This is a genomic window from Lyngbya sp. PCC 8106 (assembly GCF_000169095.1).
In the GTDB taxonomy this organism is placed as follows: Bacteria; Cyanobacteriota; Cyanobacteriia; order Cyanobacteriales; family Microcoleaceae; genus Capilliphycus.
Genome location: NZ_AAVU01000051.1, coordinates 19,796 through 34,860, shown reverse-complemented (window position 1 = coordinate 34,860; position 15,065 = coordinate 19,796). Strand labels below are relative to the sequence as shown.

The 15,065-nt window shown below is 40.7% G+C and carries 14 protein-coding genes; 11 read left to right on the top strand and 3 right to left on the bottom strand.

All coding sequences use genetic code 11. From position 1 onward, the window contains the following. The first annotated feature begins 90 nt into the window (after positions 1-90). Positions 91-1,251: a histidinol-phosphate transaminase gene (locus L8106_RS25050; RefSeq protein WP_009787314.1), complete on the top strand. Its 1,161-nt coding sequence runs from the start codon at positions 91-93 to the stop codon at positions 1,249-1,251. 284 nt (positions 1,252-1,535) lie between these two features. After that, positions 1,536-1,973 carry a DUF4332 domain-containing protein gene (locus L8106_RS25045; RefSeq protein WP_009787313.1) on the top strand — a complete coding sequence of 146 codons (438 nt, stop codon included), beginning with the start codon at positions 1,536-1,538 and terminating at the stop codon, positions 1,971-1,973. 126 nt (positions 1,974-2,099) lie between these two features. Here L8106_RS25045 and L8106_RS25040 read toward each other — a convergent pair whose 3' ends face one another. Then, positions 2,100-2,723: a TetR/AcrR family transcriptional regulator gene (locus L8106_RS25040; protein ID WP_009787312.1), complete on the bottom strand. Its 624-nt coding sequence runs from the start codon at positions 2,721-2,723 to the stop codon at positions 2,100-2,102. 243 nt (positions 2,724-2,966) lie between these two features. Between L8106_RS25040 and L8106_RS25035 the strand changes: the two genes are divergently transcribed. The 3 genes from L8106_RS25035 (at position 2,967) to L8106_RS25025 (ending at position 6,840) form a co-directional block, all read left to right on the top strand. After that, a complete protein-coding gene (locus tag L8106_RS25035; RefSeq protein WP_009787311.1) occupies positions 2,967-4,550 on the top strand; it encodes a pitrilysin family protein in 1,584 nt (527 codons plus the stop codon). 73 nt (positions 4,551-4,623) lie between these two features. Continuing rightward, entirely contained in the window at positions 4,624-6,108 is a 1,485-nt protein-coding gene (locus L8106_RS25030; RefSeq protein WP_039897194.1) for a pitrilysin family protein, read from the top strand. A gap of 165 nt (positions 6,109-6,273) precedes the next feature. Further along, the gene (locus L8106_RS25025; RefSeq protein ID WP_009787309.1) at positions 6,274-6,840 is read left to right on the top strand and encodes a metal-dependent hydrolase; all 567 of its coding nucleotides are present in this window, start codon (positions 6,274-6,276) and stop codon (positions 6,838-6,840) included. A 44-nt stretch (positions 6,841-6,884) separates the two neighbouring features. Here L8106_RS25025 and L8106_RS25020 read toward each other — a convergent pair whose 3' ends face one another. Next, the gene (locus tag L8106_RS25020) at positions 6,885-7,433 is read right to left on the bottom strand and encodes a peroxiredoxin (protein ID WP_009787308.1); all 549 of its coding nucleotides are present in this window, start codon (positions 7,431-7,433) and stop codon (positions 6,885-6,887) included. 228 nt (positions 7,434-7,661) lie between these two features. On the opposite strand from L8106_RS25020, the gene L8106_RS34365 reads away from it, so the two are divergent. The 4 genes from L8106_RS34365 (at position 7,662) to L8106_RS25000 (ending at position 12,103) form a co-directional block, all read left to right on the top strand. Further along, a complete protein-coding gene (locus L8106_RS34365) occupies positions 7,662-9,005 on the top strand; it encodes a peptidylprolyl isomerase (RefSeq protein WP_009787307.1) in 1,344 nt (447 codons plus the stop codon). A 178-nt stretch (positions 9,006-9,183) separates the two neighbouring features. Then, the gene (locus L8106_RS25010; protein ID WP_009787306.1) at positions 9,184-9,867 is read left to right on the top strand and encodes a pentapeptide repeat-containing protein; all 684 of its coding nucleotides are present in this window, start codon (positions 9,184-9,186) and stop codon (positions 9,865-9,867) included. A gap of 70 nt (positions 9,868-9,937) precedes the next feature. After that, entirely contained in the window at positions 9,938-10,675 is a 738-nt protein-coding gene (locus L8106_RS25005; RefSeq protein ID WP_009787305.1) for a cytochrome c biogenesis protein CcdA, read from the top strand. Between the two features lie 33 nt (positions 10,676-10,708). Beyond that, positions 10,709-12,103, top strand: coding sequence for a cytochrome c biogenesis protein (locus L8106_RS25000; RefSeq protein ID WP_009787304.1), 1,395 nt, complete (start codon positions 10,709-10,711; stop codon positions 12,101-12,103). A gap of 111 nt (positions 12,104-12,214) precedes the next feature. On the opposite strand, the gene L8106_RS24995 is transcribed toward L8106_RS25000, so the two are convergent. Beyond that, entirely contained in the window at positions 12,215-12,808 is a 594-nt protein-coding gene (locus tag L8106_RS24995; RefSeq protein ID WP_083798479.1) for a DUF2062 domain-containing protein, read from the bottom strand. A 220-nt stretch (positions 12,809-13,028) separates the two neighbouring features. Here L8106_RS24995 and trpS point away from each other — a divergent pair, with 220 nt between their 5' ends. Both trpS and L8106_RS24985 read left to right on the top strand, forming a co-directional pair. Then, on the top strand, positions 13,029-14,039 hold the full coding sequence (gene trpS, locus L8106_RS24990) for a tryptophan--tRNA ligase (protein WP_009787302.1): 1,011 nt from the start codon (positions 13,029-13,031) through the stop codon (positions 14,037-14,039). 122 nt (positions 14,040-14,161) lie between these two features. Beyond that, on the top strand, positions 14,162-15,052 hold the full coding sequence (locus L8106_RS24985; RefSeq protein WP_009787301.1) for a methylenetetrahydrofolate reductase: 891 nt from the start codon (positions 14,162-14,164) through the stop codon (positions 15,050-15,052). The last annotated feature ends 13 nt before the right edge of the window (positions 15,053-15,065 follow it).

Sequence of the window (15,065 nt, the reverse complement as noted above, 5' to 3'; positions counted from 1 at the left end):
ATATTCAAGTCAATATTTTGTAGGATTAGAGGATTAGGGGTTAAGATTTAGTCACCTAACACCTGTAACCTGTTCACTGTTTTTAGCCCTATGCTTCCCTTCATCCGCAACGATCTCGCTCAATTTCAAGCTTATGCACCTCATCCGAGTGGAGACTCTGGGAGTCCAGTCGCATCTGAGATTATTTTAGATCGTTTAGATACCAACGAATGTCCTTATGATCTCCCCTTGGAGTTAAAACAAAAGCTGGCTTGGGCGTATCAGCATGAGATTGAAACAAATCGCTATCCGGATGGTTCTCATACTACACTAAAAGATGCGATTGTTGATTATGTCAATCGGGGGATTTCCGATGCTAAAATCCCTGTTAATTCTGCTAATCTTTGTGTGGGAAATGGTTCAGATGAATTAATTCGATCTCTGTTGATTGGTACCTGTTTAGGAGGAGAAGGTTCAATTTTAGTCGCAAATCCGACTTTCTCAATGTATGGGATTTTAGCAGAAACGTTAGGAATTCCGGTTGTAAAAATTGGGCGTTGTGAAGACAATTTTGAAATGGACTTAGCCGCCGCCCAAAATGCTATTGAACACCCGCAAAAAGCACCGATTCGAGTTGTATTTGTGGTTCATCCCAATTCCCCAACAGCGAATGCTTTAACGGAAGCAGAAATTAACTGGTTAAAAAGCTTATCCCAAGACGTTTTAGTTGTTATTGATGAAGCTTATTTTGAGTTTAGTCAAACAACTCTATTGGGTGAACTTCCTCAACATCCAAATTGGGTGATTTTAAGAACTTTTTCTAAAGCCTTTCGGTTGGCGGGGTTACGGCTTGGATATGCGATCGCGCATCCTGATTTTATTGCTATCTTAGAGAAAGTGAGACTTCCCTATAATCTCCCCAGTTTCTCTTTAATTGCGGCTGAATTAGCGTTGAGTTATCAAGATCAGTTATTAACTGTCATTCCTGAAATTCTGGCTCAACGTCGTTTGTTAATTGATGCCATTATTCAACATCCCCAGTTAAAAGTTTGGCCGAGTAACGCCAATTTTGTTTATGTTCGTCCGAAATCTGTAGAGTCTGAAGATTATGCTCACGATACTGATAAAATTCTAGATCAGATCCTGCAAAAACTCAAGTCTCAAGGAACATTAATTCGTCATACTGGGGGCGGATTACGCATTACGGTAGGGACACCTGAAGAAAATCAGCGTACAATAGAACGGATTAATTTGCTTTCAGTCTATTCCTAGAAAAATTGGGGCGGAAACCTCGTCCTTTAGTGAAAAAACAGAAACAAATCATCTAGACAAATCAGATTAAAATTATGCTAATAATTGTAACAATTTCCGGTGCCTTCCTATACCTTAATTCCCGAAAATAGACTGCTATAATAAAAAACCCGCATCGCTACCTAAAAGAACTCAGTTCGAGATTTAAAGGTTATGATGCTAAAACTGAACGGACATCAAAAACACCATCCGTGTAAAGTTGTCTGTTCAGAAATTTGTTGTACTCTAAATTCATCTATGATCTTATGGCTGTCTCTCCATCCAAACCTCAACGTTCAATTCAAGCTTGTAATTGGCCGATTGCTCAACTTCCGGGGTTAACCTCAAGCAATCAACAGCTTCTCAATGAGAAATGTGAAATTACCACAACGACTGAACTTCTGCAAAAAGGCCGCACCCAAGCCCAAAAAATGATGCTCGCGAATGTCTTACAAACCACCCTACGAGAAGTCAGTAAATGGGTAGCGATGGCTGATTTAGCGAGAATTCCCAGTGTCGGATGTAAATATTGCGGACTGTTGCTTCATGCCGGAATTGGCTCAGTCACTCAGTTAGCACAAATGCCTGTTCACCGACTCCACCAACAAGTTCTCCGTCTGCACGTGATCACCATGCAACGGCGCGATCTTTGTCCGTCTGTAGCTGTGGTGCAACGATGGGTGCAGGAAGCGCAGTCGTTTTAGACCGATAAATCGGGGCTAACCCAACACATTATACTTGAGTGAACCCAAATTTTTCGCGTTTGGGTTGCCCACAATTTATCCGATTTTTTATTCCCTTTTTCCTGACTTTTCAGATCCAAAAATCCCTTAAGAACTGGCTTCTGTATTTAATACCCCATTGAGAAAAATATCCGCTAAACCTTCAGCAATTTCCTGCATTGCTCTAGGATTTGCTCCGGGTTCAATTAACGTCGTGTAACTAAATCCAGCCACCGCAAACATTCCCAAAAACACCTGAGCAACAATTCGAGGATTCATCGGACGATAAGCCCCTTTTTCCATCGCCGTCTCAAAAAAAGCTTCCGCAACATCCGTCATTTTAGCAATCACTTCCGACTGAATGCGATCCCGCAATTCCGGGTGAAATTGAGCCTCTAAAAAGCAAACCCGCATTAAATCTGTATTTTCGTGTAAACTTAACATTCGACGGCGCATCACTTGCGCGACCGCTTTATAACTGCCCATTTCACTCAATTCAGTCAACAAGTCGGTGAGTATTTCAATCCATCCTTCCGTCGCCACTTCAATTAAAATCGCCTTTTTGTTGGGAAAATGGCGAAAGATTGTTCCTTCAGCAACACCTGCCGCCTGTGCTAAATCCCGAGTTGTTGTGCCATCATAACCTTTATGGGCAAATAATCGCTGTGCCGCTTTTAAAATCCGAGCCGAAGTTTCTGTTTCCAACTGAGGAGTATGATTTAAAGTTTTCATCGTTTAATCGTTAAATATCTGATGATTTGTCGAAAGAGAGATTTGGAACCGTTATCAGTGGCGGTAAGTCTAGATCGCATGATACCGTTCCCACATTCAGCCCATGGGTTCTGTATTCTCAAAGCCTGAGTTTGCTGTATTAGCCTATCATTTGTGATCCAGCAAAATGCTTAAATGACAAAACTCTTCATGCTTTGAATGTTAAAATTCGTCTGAAAGTATTTCCTTACGAGACTGAAGCCTATGTTTCCGAGTTGGCGTGTTCCCCTTTGTCTTCAGCATATCCCAAGCACCCGAATTTGGCGGGGATTTGTTGGCACCCTATTGATCGGTTTATTGTGGGGATTGTCTACAACCCCTTTACTTGCTGATCAAAATCCCACCCGTTCGGGCGCTTCCATTCAGCCCTATCTTGATCAGGTGATGGATGAGGTGAGTGAGTTTCGTCTTGATAATGGGATGAAATTTATTGTTCTTGAACGCCATAAAGCCCCGGTTGTTTCGTTTCTCATTTATGCGGATGTGGGCGGCGCAAACGAACCGACAGGTCAAACGGGAGTGGCTCATTATTTAGAACATTTAGCTTTTAAGGGAACAAAGCGCATCGGAACAACGAATTATCAACAAGAAAAGCCTTTACTTGAACGCATGGATCAGCTTTTTGAACAGATTCAAGCGGCTGAAAAACAAGGCAAATCAGAACAAGTTTCTCAGTTAATGACTGAATTTGAAACGGTGCAAGCTGAAGCTTCAAAGTTTGTTAAACCGAATGAATTTTCTCAAATTGTTGAACGAGCGGGTGGTGTGGGATTAAATGCCGCAACTTCTACCGATTCAACCGTTTATTTTTACAGTTTACCTGCAAACAAACTAGAATTATGGATGTCTCTAGAATCGGAACGTTTTCTTGAACCCGTTTTCCGAGAATTTTTTAAAGAAAAACAGGTAATTTTAGAAGAAAGACGACTCCGAACTGATAATTCGCCTGTCGGTCAAATGATTGAAAAGTTCACCGCAGAGGCGTTTAAAGTTCATCCTTATGGTCGTCCGGTTATTGGTTATGTAGAAGACTTAAAGGCGCTGGATCGAGACAATGTAGAGGATTTCTTTGAGAGTTACTACGTTCCTAATAATCTCACCGTTGCGATTGTGGGTGATGTTTATCCCACTGAAGTCAAACAACTTGCTCAAACTTATTTCGGACGCTACAACGCCAAACCTGAACCGCCAAAAATACAACTTGTTGAACCTCCTCAACAGGAAACGCGAGAAGTAACGATGAAATTGCCGTCTCAACCCTGGTATTTTGAGGGTTATCATCGGCCTGCATTGTCTCACCCCGATCATGTAATATATGAAACGATCGCCAGTATTCTCAGCAATGGTCGCACCTCTCGCCTCTATCAAACTTTAGTCGAAGATCAACAAGTGGCTTTAGCGGCAGAAGGGTTTAGTGGTTATCCGGGTGATAAATATCCCAATTTAATGTTATTTTACGCTCTGACTGCTCCCGGTCACTCTGTTGAAGATGTAGCGGTTGCCTTGCGAAACCAGATCGAAAAATTGAAAACTGAACCTGTTTCTCAAACGGAATTAGAACAGGTAAAAACCCAGGCAAGGGCGAATTTATTGCGATCGCTAGATTCTAATATGGGGATGGCTTTTGCCTTACTTGAATATGAGGTCAAAACCGGAAATTGGATGAATTTATTCCAACAATTGGATGCCATTTCTAAGATTACTCCGGCTGATATTAAACGGGTTGCTCAAGAAACATTCCGCCCGGAAAATCGCACGATTGGTAAATTATTATCCCAAGAGTCTTAGGCTTAACCTGCCAAAAATTACTCTCACTCACCTATCTATTCCCTATCTAAACGATTTCGACGACTCATCAATTATGCAAGCCCAAGCCAAATTTAACCTAAGAAAATCAAAACGATATCTATTCGGACTGCTATTCGCCACGATGTTGTTAATTATCACCTGGCGTTCTCCGGCAGTTGCTTCAACCGCCAAACATTACACTGAACTGGATTTTCCGCCTTTACCTGAAATTCAATTACCCGAATATACCCGCTATCAACTTGATAATGGAATCACCGTTTATCTAATGGAAGATCGGGAACTTCCTTTAATTGGAGGAACCGCATTATTTCACACCGGAAGTCGATATGAACCTGCCGATAAAGTTGGACTGGCTAGCTTAACGGGAGAAGTCATGCGAACCGGAGGAACAGTTGATCATACCGCAGATGAGTTAAATCAAATCCTCGAACAAAAAGCCGCCGCTGTCGAAACTGGAATTGGTACAACAGCCGGAAGTGCAGGTTTTAGTGCATTGAGTGAAGATTTAGAAGAAGTTTTTGGACTGTTTGCAGAAGTTGTCCAAAAACCTGTTTTTGATGCTCAAAAATTGGAATTGGCTAAAAATCAACAAAAAGGTGGAATTGCCCGGCGAAATGATAGCCCCGAACGCATCGCTGGACGAGAATTTCAGAAGTTAATTTATGGCAAAGATAGTCCTTATGCTCGTACTGTTGAATATCAGACCCTCAATAATATTCAGCGAGAAGATTTAGTCGAGTTTTACCAGAAATATTTTCACCCCGAAAACATGATTTTAGGGATTTCGGGTGACTTTGAAACGGATAAAATGAAAGCATTAATTGCTGAAAAATTTGGCAACTGGAAACCCGCAAAAATGGGAGAAATTCCACCTGAACCCAACACAACTCAAGCTCATCAAGGGGGAATCTATTTTATTAATCAACCTCAATTGACTCAAAGTTATATCGAAATGGGTCATATCGGAGGAGAGCGAAATAATCCCGACTATCCCGAATTAATGGTGTTAAATGGGGTATTAAATGGGTTTGGTGGACGGTTATTTAACCAAATTCGCACCAATCAAGGGTTAGCTTATACCGTCTATGGTATTTGGAATGCTAATTATGATTATCCCGGTGTTTTTATTGCGGGTGGACAAACTCGTTCTGATGCGACTGTTGACTTTCTTAAAGCCGTTCAAACTGAGCTTTCTCGAGTCCAACGTGAACCCGTTAAACCGGAAGAATTATCCTACGCTAAAGAGTCAACCCTAAACTCCTTTATCTTCAATTTTGAATCTCCCGATCAAACCTTGTCTCGCTTAATGTTGTATGAATTTTATGATTATCCTCAAGATTTTATCTTTGACTATCAACGTCAGGTTGAAGCCACAACAGTTGAGGATATTCAACGAGTCGCTCAAAAATATCTCAAACTTAACAAAATAGTGACTTTAGTCGTTGGAAATGAAGCCGAAATTCAGCCCCCGCTATCGACTTTAGATAGTGAAACCAAAATTACGGCGATTGATATTAGCATTCCTGAACCCAGTTAATCACTGAAAAGATTGATCGAGTTATACCCAAATCATTCAATTCATCGGTTATTCATCAGGGGAAACAAGGTTTGCGCTCTAAATGTAATCGCAGCTTAAAGTTCACAGTATTGAGAGTAGAAATAATCTGACTGCTTTGTTGTTTATCTGTTTTCTAGCTTTCCTATGCCATCACCTATCGGACATTCATTGGCGGGTATTTGTGGGTATATTCTCGTCCAACCTCATATCCCCAAATATCAGCGACTTTCCTGCTTATTTACGTCCGTTTTTATTGCCAATGCACCGGATTTAGATTTCTTACCAGGAATTTTTTTGCAAGCAGATCCTGGAATGTTTCATCGTCAAGCAACTCATAGTTTGATTGTAGCAATTATTGTTGGTGTCTTAACTGCTTTAATTGCTCGATATCTGAAATTTAAACACTGGAATTGGTTCGGTTTATGGACAGGGGGACTCTATGCGAGTCACATCTTTCTGGATTTAATGGTCGCAGATGATGCCCCTCCTTTTGGAGTACAATTGTTTTGGCCGCTTACTTCCGATTATTTCATTTTACCCTTGACTATTTTTGGCGGATTTAACTATGGAGGTTCTGGATTATTTGGCTTTTTGTTTTCCCTTTTTAGCTTCCAAAATCTGATTTTTGTTTTACAAGAAATTGTGATTTTAGTCCCCTGTATTTGGTTTGTTTGGTACGGACAAAAACATCTCATAAAAAAGCCTACCTAAAAAGATAGACTGTTTTTTCTAGTTGATGACTCTTTTTCAAAACATTAGGAATCGGCTTGCAATTCATCCAAACGTGCTAAAACTTCTTCACTATGAATTGCAGGTCGAACTTTCACATATATTTCTCGGAGTTGACCTTGGGGATCAATAATAAAACTATGTCGCATTGAGAAAAAGTTTAGCCAAGAACCGTAAGCTTTACTCACACGACCATCGGTATCTGCAAGTAAGGGAAATTTTAACCCTTCTGAATCACAAAACTCAGCATGAGAATCAACATCATCTGCACTAATTCCCAAAATTTGTACATTTCGATCTAAATATTTGGGAAGATCTTGTTGAAATCTTCGCGCTTCTAATGTACATCCTGAGGTAAAATCTTTAGGATAAAAATACACAACCACCCACTGACCTTGATAATCAGAAAGAGAAATTTCTCCATCTCCGGTATTTGTGGGTAATGTAAACTCAGGAGCGGGTTGGTTTATGGTTGGTAGGGTTCCCCCCAAAGCCAACGCTGGAGACGTGATATTGAAACTCAAGACCGCCAAACAAGCGGCTAGAAATAAACGGATTAAGGTTCGACGGGACATGATGACTTAAAATGGGAAGGTACTTTACATAAGTTTACACAATTTAGGAAAATAGACTCAATCCTAATTTTGCGGTTGATCCTGATCTTGTCTTTTAATGATTGAAGGAACTTAATTGCTCTAGTTCCGGTCAAGATGAAGGCGTTAACCTCTGGAAGTTAATATTTTTACCACTTCTGAAGGCTAAACAAATTGACAACTTTAATTGCAAACAATTTACCTTAAAAAATGGAAGATCTACCTGTATTAACTGGCTCTGCGGTTGCGATTATGATTATTAACGGACAACCCGTTGTTATTCAAGTTAATGGTGATAATGCTCCGATTACGGCTGGAAATTTTATTGATTTAGTTGAGCGAGATTTTTATGATGGGATTTCATTTCATCGTGTCGCTCGTGAACCCAATCCCTTTGTTGTTCAAGCGGGTGATCCCAATAGTCTTGACCCCAATTTTCCAGAAAATCAGCTTGGAAGTGGCGGTTTTATTGATCCAGTAACAGGTCAAGAACGGACAATTCCCTTAGAAATTTTGCCTCAAGGTGCCACAGAACCGATTTATGGTCAAACCTTTGAACAAGCTGGAATAACTGTTCCTCCTGTATTACCAAATACTCAGGGAACTATCGCCATGGCGCGTACAAATGACCCGAATTCTGCCTCCTCACAATTTTTTATTAATTTATCAGATTCTGACTTTTTGGATGGAAATTATGCCGTTTTTGGGGAGGTCATTCAAGGGTTTGCAGCAGTCGATCAAATTCAACAAGGCGATCGCATTCAAGATGCAGAAGTTGTTGCGGGAATTGTTTCTAGTCGAGAGTCTGCTGTTATTGCCGATCCTCTATTGTTAAACAACTTTATTAATACGGTTAATCTTACCAGTTTGCCTTTGAATTTCTCCTTGTTTCCTAATGATTTTGATGCCGACAATCAAGTGACAATTACCCCAGAAGATGCTCAACAAGCCACTTCAGGGATTTTGTTGCGCGGGGGTAATGATCAGGCGACAGGTTCATCGATTGCTGATGTGATTAATGGCAATCAAGGGAATGACACGATTAGCGGAGAAGGCGGAGATGACTATATTTTTGGGGGTCAAGATAACGATCTCATTAATGGTGGTGATGGTAATGATATTGTCAATGGAAATCGCGGACAAGATGTAATTTCTGGGGGGAATGGAGATGATTTTATTCGCGGAGGACAAGACAATGATGTTTTAAATGGAGACGGAGGAAATGATTATTTAATTGGGGATTTAGGATCGGATACAATGACTGGAGGAGTCGGTGCAGATACCTTTATGTTAAGAGTCGATGAATCGGCTGGAGTCAGAGATTTTAATGCCGTTGATCGGATTGCTGATTTGAACGTCGGTGAAGGCGATCGCATTGCGATTATTGGCGATATTAGTGCTTCAGAACTTAGCTATAATATTGTTCGGCAAGATACCTATATTTTCCGGACTAATGGAGACTTTTTGGGCATTGTCCAGAATGTTCTTCCGGATGCTGTTCAAAACTCAGTTGTTATCGTTTCTCCGAATGATTTAGGTTTGACAATTGGGTAGAGATTGGGTAAACTTAGTATAGATTTAAAATCACATCTAAGTTGATAATTTTTTGCTTTGGTTTGACTTCAATCTACATTCGTGGGTTGGAGTCAGATGGCTGATAATCCCAATAAATTAGGTGAAATCATCAGATATCGAAGTCGGTTGTCGTCCATAAAGAGGATTGAGAAAAGGTATGAATCTTCAGAAATTGGTCATCATCCTATTCTTGGCAATTGGATTAATATTCGGGGGAATGACTCCGGTTCAAGCCTCAAATTCTCAAGCTCTCAATCGACTGATAAAAAGTAAGTCTTGTAAAACATTTCTTTGGAAAACCTGTGATTTTAGAAATGCCGATTTGCGAGGTTTAGCATTATCTGAAGTCAAACTTTCAGGCGCCAATTTGAGAGGGGCAGACTTAAGAAATGCCGTCCTTAAATCTGCTGATTTATCCGGGGCTGATTTAAGAGATGCTAAACTCACAAAAGCTAACTTATTTAGAGCGAATTTACGTCGGGCTAATTTAGAAGGGGCTGATTTGCGAGAAGCGGGGTTGTGGGCGGCAGATTTAACCTTAGCAAATCTCACTCACGCTAACTTAGAAAACGCTAATTTATTACAAGCAAAACTGTGGGGAACGAACCTAACCGCAGCTAATTTAAAGCAAGCCAGTTTACACGGTACTAATCTTCAATATGCAAATTTAGCACATAGTAACCTCAGTAATGCTGATTTGCATAGCTATTATTTTAGAGAATCTCAAAACATCACAAATCTCAGTAATGCTAACTTAGAAGGTGCCAACTTAAAAGATACAAATTTGAAAGGTGTCCTGATGCGAGGTACAATCATGCCCGATGGTCATATTAACGAATAGGGACGTATAATTCTAGTCAGGCTGAGAAAACGTTACAATTTGTTAGGAAAGATAAACTGTATTCTCACTCATGCTCGACAGCCTCCAAACCGAACTCTATGAAATCGCCCAATATGCCAACACCCTCGTCAAAACCCAATTAACGCAACTCAGTTGGGTGAGTGTGGGGATTATTTTATTAGCGGGCTTGCTGACTAGCCTCACTCCTTGTATGCTATCTATGCTACCGATTACCATCGGCTATATTGGCGGCTATGAAACCCAAAATCGCCTACAAGCCGCAGCCCAATCGACTTGGTTTGCGTTAGGATTAGCGACAACTTTAGCAGGTTTAGGAATTCTCGCAACAGTCGTCGGACAAGTTTATGGTCAGATTGGTATTGGCTTACCCATAATTGTTAGTATTGTTGCGATTTTAATGGGGTTAAATTTATTGGAAGCTTTACCGATTCCCCTACCTGCTCTTGATACAATGGAATGGATACCTAAAAACATTCCCAATGGTGTTCGTTCCTACTTTTTAGGACTGACTTTTGGTTTGGTCGCTTCTCCCTGTAGCACTCCCGTTTTAGCAACATTGTTAGCTTGGGTTTCGACTTCAAAAGATTGGGTGTTAGGCGGAGTTTTTCTCCTGGCTTATGCGGCTGGATATGTAGCACCTTTAGTCTTAGCAGGAACCTTTACAGCTAGCATCAAAAAACTGCTTTCTCTACGGCAATGGTCAGGTTGGATTACTCCTGTGAGTGGAGCGTTATTAGTCGGATTTGGTGTGTTTTCGCTGTTATCTCGATTTGTTCCGATAATCTAGCCCAATATTAAAATACAGAAAAAATCTCATAAAATGACAGCAAAAGAATTATTTTTATCTAAACTTTCCGACTGGGGAACAACGCCTGTAAAAGTTTTGCAGAAGGAAATTTTACCCGTTCTAGCCAACTTAAGATTAGCAATTGTATTATTACTCGTGATTGCGGTTTTTAGTGTATCTGGAACCGTTATAGAACAGGGTGAATCTCTGGAATTTTATCAAGCAAATTATCCAGAAAATCCTGCTTTATTTGGGTTTCTGACCTGGAAAGTTATCGCATTAATTGGCTTAGATCATGTTTATCGAACTTGGTGGTTTCTGACGCTGTTATTACTGTTTGGGAGTAGCTTAATTGCTTGTACGTTTACTCGACAACTCCCTAACTTGAAATCTGCCCGACGCTGGAATTATTATCAAAGTCCGAAACAATTTAAAAACCTCGCATTAAGTGCAGAAATTGAAACAGGTTCTCTAGAAACGCTGAAAACGCTATTACAAAAACGTCGTTATCGTATCTTTGAAGAAGATCACAAACTCTATGCCCGCAAAGGATTAATAGGACGTATCGGGCCGATTATTGTTCATGCTAGTATGATTTTAATTTTAATCGGTTCTTTAGTGGGTTCTTTAACCGGGTTTATCGCCCAAGAAATTGTCCCCAGTGGAGAAACCTTTCAAGTTAAACGGATTATTGATGCAGGGCCATTTGCCGCCTCTCAAGTTCCTCAAGATTGGTCAGTTAGAGTTAATAGATTTTGGATTGATTATACTCCAGACGGAACAATTGATCAATTTTATTCCGACTTATCAGTTATTGATAATCAGGGTTCAGAAGTTGACCGTCAAACGATTCATGTCAATAAACCCCTAAAACACAACGGTGTCACCTTTTATCAAGCAGATTGGGGTATCGCTGGAATTAAGATTCGGATGAATAGAAGCCCGGTTTTACAACTGCCAATGGCACAATTAGATACAGGCGGAAATGGGCGAATTTGGGGAACTTGGATTCCCACAAAACCAGATTTGAGTGCAGGTGTTTCCCTTTTGGCAAGGGATTTACAAGGAACGTTATTGTTGTATGATAATGAAGGTCAACTGGTGTCAACCTTGCGCCCTGGAATGTCTACTCAAGTCAATGGTGTGACCTTATTTGTAGATGAAGTGGTTGGAAGTACCGGACTTCAAATCAAAGCAGACCCCGGAATTCCGATTGTTTATTTGGGGTTTGGGTTGTTGATGGTGAGTGTATTAATGAGTTATGTTTCTCACTCCCAAATTTGGGTTTTAGAAGCGGATAACCGTTTGTATCTTGGGGGAAAAACCAATCGGGCTAAAGTCGTCTTTGAACGAGAAGTGATTGATATTTTGGATGAAATTCAACCCACATCCGACAACGAAAAATCATCAGAAACCGCCCCCGTTTAACCAAAATATGGAATACAAAATCCCCCTAAATCCTGTGTTCCCAATTCTGGGGAGGCTCTGGGGGATAAAGCATTGGTCGCAAATATTTAAGTATTTTATCTAAGTTTTAACCTAACTTTCTCCCAGTTCTGGCTTTCTACGTTTGGGAGGAATTTTACTCGAAATTTGATGAAGATTCCAAACTTGTTTAACCTGTTGTTTGCGCCAATGTCGAATAATTTTGAGGCTAGCAAAATAGGTCAAAATCCCACTTGTTATCCCCATGACAAAACATCCAAATAATAAACAGATGGCAAATTCTGCCCCAACTGCTAAAATATCTTCTATTGAGTGTAAACTTTCCCAATCCTCAAATAAGGGTTGTTGAGAACCGAGCAACAATCGTCCAAGTTTGTAGGTAAATAGATAAATCGGTACATAAGTTAAAGGATTACTCACCCAAGTTCCTGCTGCGGCTAAGAGTTTGTGACCTCGAAACACCACGGCCAGAGAAACACCCATCAAAATCTGTAAGCCAAAGAAAGGAAACCATCCCGCAAACACGCCTAATGCTAGCCCTCTCGCCAAATATTCCGGTCTTCCCTTCATCGCCATGACACGTCGATAGAGACGGCGCAGCCATCGTCCACAATATCGATAAAGAAGTTTAAATCTTCGCACTACAGACTTCTGTAATTGGCGTAGTGAGTTTTTAAACCGGAACACGGGTGATTTCTCCTGGTTTTTACTGCTCTTATTTTAAGAAAATTCTCATTATTCTGCCAGTTCACCTTATACATTTGGGTAACGTTCTGCAAACTGCTCTGTAATCAATGAGACTATAGAGAGAATACACTACTATTTACCTTGATTCCGAAGAATTCAGCGCTCAGGAGTGAACATAACGTGCCAATATAGTATAAGTCCAGTCCGAAATTGACCGATTATGGGTAAACAGCGAGTTCTCTCAGGCGTTCAACCAACCGGAAACCTTCATCTCGGCAACTACTTAGGCGCAATTCGCAACTGGGTTGAAGGTCAAAGTCAGTATGATAATTTCTTCTGTGTGGTCGATTTGCACGCCATTACCGTACCGCACAACCCCGCCACCTTAGCGACTGATACCTACACCATAGCAGCTTTGTATTTAGCTTGTGGCATTGATCTAGAGCATTCTACTATTTTTGTTCAGTCTCATATTAGCGCTCATAGCGAGTTAACATGGTTGCTCAACTGCATTACGCCGATTAACTGGCTACAAGATATGATCCAGTTTAAGGAAAAAGCGATTAAGCAAGGCGAAAATGTCAGTACGGGTTTGCTTGATTATCCGGTGTTAATGGCTGCCGATATTTTACTCTATGATGCGGATCAAGTTCCTGTCGGAGAAGACCAAAAACAACATTTAGAATTAACTCGGGATATCGCCGCGCGGTTTAATCATATGTTTGGTCAGGATGAAGAAGAAATCCTCAAAATCCCTGAACCGATGATTCGTACTGAAGGCGCCAGGATAATGAGTTTAACCGATGGGACTCGCAAAATGTCAAAATCAGATCCTTCTGAGTTGAGTCGGATTAATTTACTTGATCCTCCAGAAGCCATCACCAAAAAAATTAAGCGTTGTAAAACGGACTCGGTAAGGGGTTTAGAATTAGGAAATCCGGAACGACCAGAGTGTAATAATCTCTTGATGTTGTATGGGATTCTTTCTGGTAAAACTAAAGATGAAGTTACAGCCGAATGTCAAGATATGGGTTGGGGTAAATTTAAACCCTTGTTAACCGAAACAACAATTGAAGCCCTCAAACCCATTCAAGAACAGTATAAAGCGGTAATGGATGATCGCACTTATTTAGACTCTGTTCTCAAAGACGGTCGAGAAAAAGCAGAAGCAGTGGCGAATGCAACGTTAAAACGAGTGAAAACAGCATTGGGTTATTCGACTCCGCTTTAAGTCGCAACACACTCAAACCAATGAGTTGATCAAATGAGAAGCATCTCGGTAATTTTAGAGGTGAAGCCGAGTTTTGAGCAGAACAATCAAACCCTAATTAATCTAACATTCACAATCAATTAATGAATTATTTTCGTACAGCCTGTACAACCCCCGGAGAATTTATTATTACCGCAGAAATTGCACCGCCAAAAGGGGCGAATCCGACTCACATGATTGAGATGGCAAACACTCTAAAAGGTCGGGTTCATGCGGTTAATATCACTGATGGTAGTCGCGCTGTTTTGGGGATGAGTTCGTTGGCGTCTGCTATTATTTTAAAAAGTCATGGCATTGAACCCATTTGTCAAATGGCTTGTCGCGATCGCAATCGAATTGGTTTACAAGCCGATTTGTTAGGGGCGGATGCGTTAGGAATTCGTAATATTTTAGCCCTCACAGGTGATCCTGTTAAAGCAGGAGATCATCCGAAAGCAAAGTCAGTTTTTGATTTTGAATCAGTACGATTATTAACCGCAATTCAAAAGTTAAATAACGGTACAGATTGGAATGATAAAGCGTTACCCCATGGGGCGACAGATTTATTTGCGGGGGCTGCGGTTGATCCCCAATCTCCCAGTTTGTCTGGCTTAAAAAGTCGATTTGAACGCAAATTAAAAGCCGGGGCGCAGTTTTTTCAGAGTCAATTAATCACTGATTTTGACTGCTTGGATAAGTTTATGACCGAAGTTGCAGCAGGCATTGACCAACCGATTTTAGCCGGAATATTTTTGTTAAAATCTGCTAAAAACGCCCGATTTATTAATAAGTATGTTCCCGGTGTGAATATTCCTGAATCAACAATAGAACGCTTAGAAAAAGCACCCAAACCTCTACAAGAAGGGGTGATGATTGCAGCAGAACAAGTGAAACTTGCTCGTCAACTTTGTCGGGGCGTTCATCTGATGGCAGTTAAACGAGAAGATTTGATTTCTAAAATTTTAGATGTAGCAGGAATTCCACCCTTATATTAACCTGCTATAACGC

Excerpts from the sequence above, each read along its gene's own strand:
- L8106_RS25010 (WP_009787306.1), top strand. The coding sequence starts at position 9,184 with ATGAATCTTCAGAAATTGGTCATCATCCTATTCTTGGCAATTGGATTA.
- L8106_RS34365 (WP_009787307.1), top strand. The coding sequence starts at position 7,662 with ATGGAAGATCTACCTGTATTAACTGGCTCTGCGGTTGCGATTATGATT.
- L8106_RS25035 (WP_009787311.1), top strand. The coding sequence starts at position 2,967 with ATGTTTCCGAGTTGGCGTGTTCCCCTTTGTCTTCAGCATATCCCAAGC.
- L8106_RS25025 (WP_009787309.1), top strand. The coding sequence starts at position 6,274 with ATGCCATCACCTATCGGACATTCATTGGCGGGTATTTGTGGGTATATT.
- L8106_RS24985 (WP_009787301.1), top strand. The coding sequence starts at position 14,162 with ATGAATTATTTTCGTACAGCCTGTACAACCCCCGGAGAATTTATTATT.
- L8106_RS25005 (WP_009787305.1), top strand. The coding sequence starts at position 9,938 with ATGCTCGACAGCCTCCAAACCGAACTCTATGAAATCGCCCAATATGCC.
- L8106_RS25000 (WP_009787304.1), top strand. The coding sequence starts at position 10,709 with ATGACAGCAAAAGAATTATTTTTATCTAAACTTTCCGACTGGGGAACA.
- trpS (WP_009787302.1), top strand. The coding sequence starts at position 13,029 with ATGGGTAAACAGCGAGTTCTCTCAGGCGTTCAACCAACCGGAAACCTT.
- L8106_RS25030 (WP_039897194.1), top strand. The coding sequence starts at position 4,624 with ATGCAAGCCCAAGCCAAATTTAACCTAAGAAAATCAAAACGATATCTA.
- L8106_RS25050 (WP_009787314.1), top strand. The coding sequence starts at position 91 with ATGCTTCCCTTCATCCGCAACGATCTCGCTCAATTTCAAGCTTATGCA.
- L8106_RS25020 (WP_009787308.1), bottom strand. The coding sequence starts at position 7,433 with ATGTCCCGTCGAACCTTAATCCGTTTATTTCTAGCCGCTTGTTTGGCG.
- L8106_RS25045 (WP_009787313.1), top strand. The coding sequence starts at position 1,536 with ATGGCTGTCTCTCCATCCAAACCTCAACGTTCAATTCAAGCTTGTAAT.
- L8106_RS25040 (WP_009787312.1), bottom strand. The coding sequence starts at position 2,723 with ATGAAAACTTTAAATCATACTCCTCAGTTGGAAACAGAAACTTCGGCT.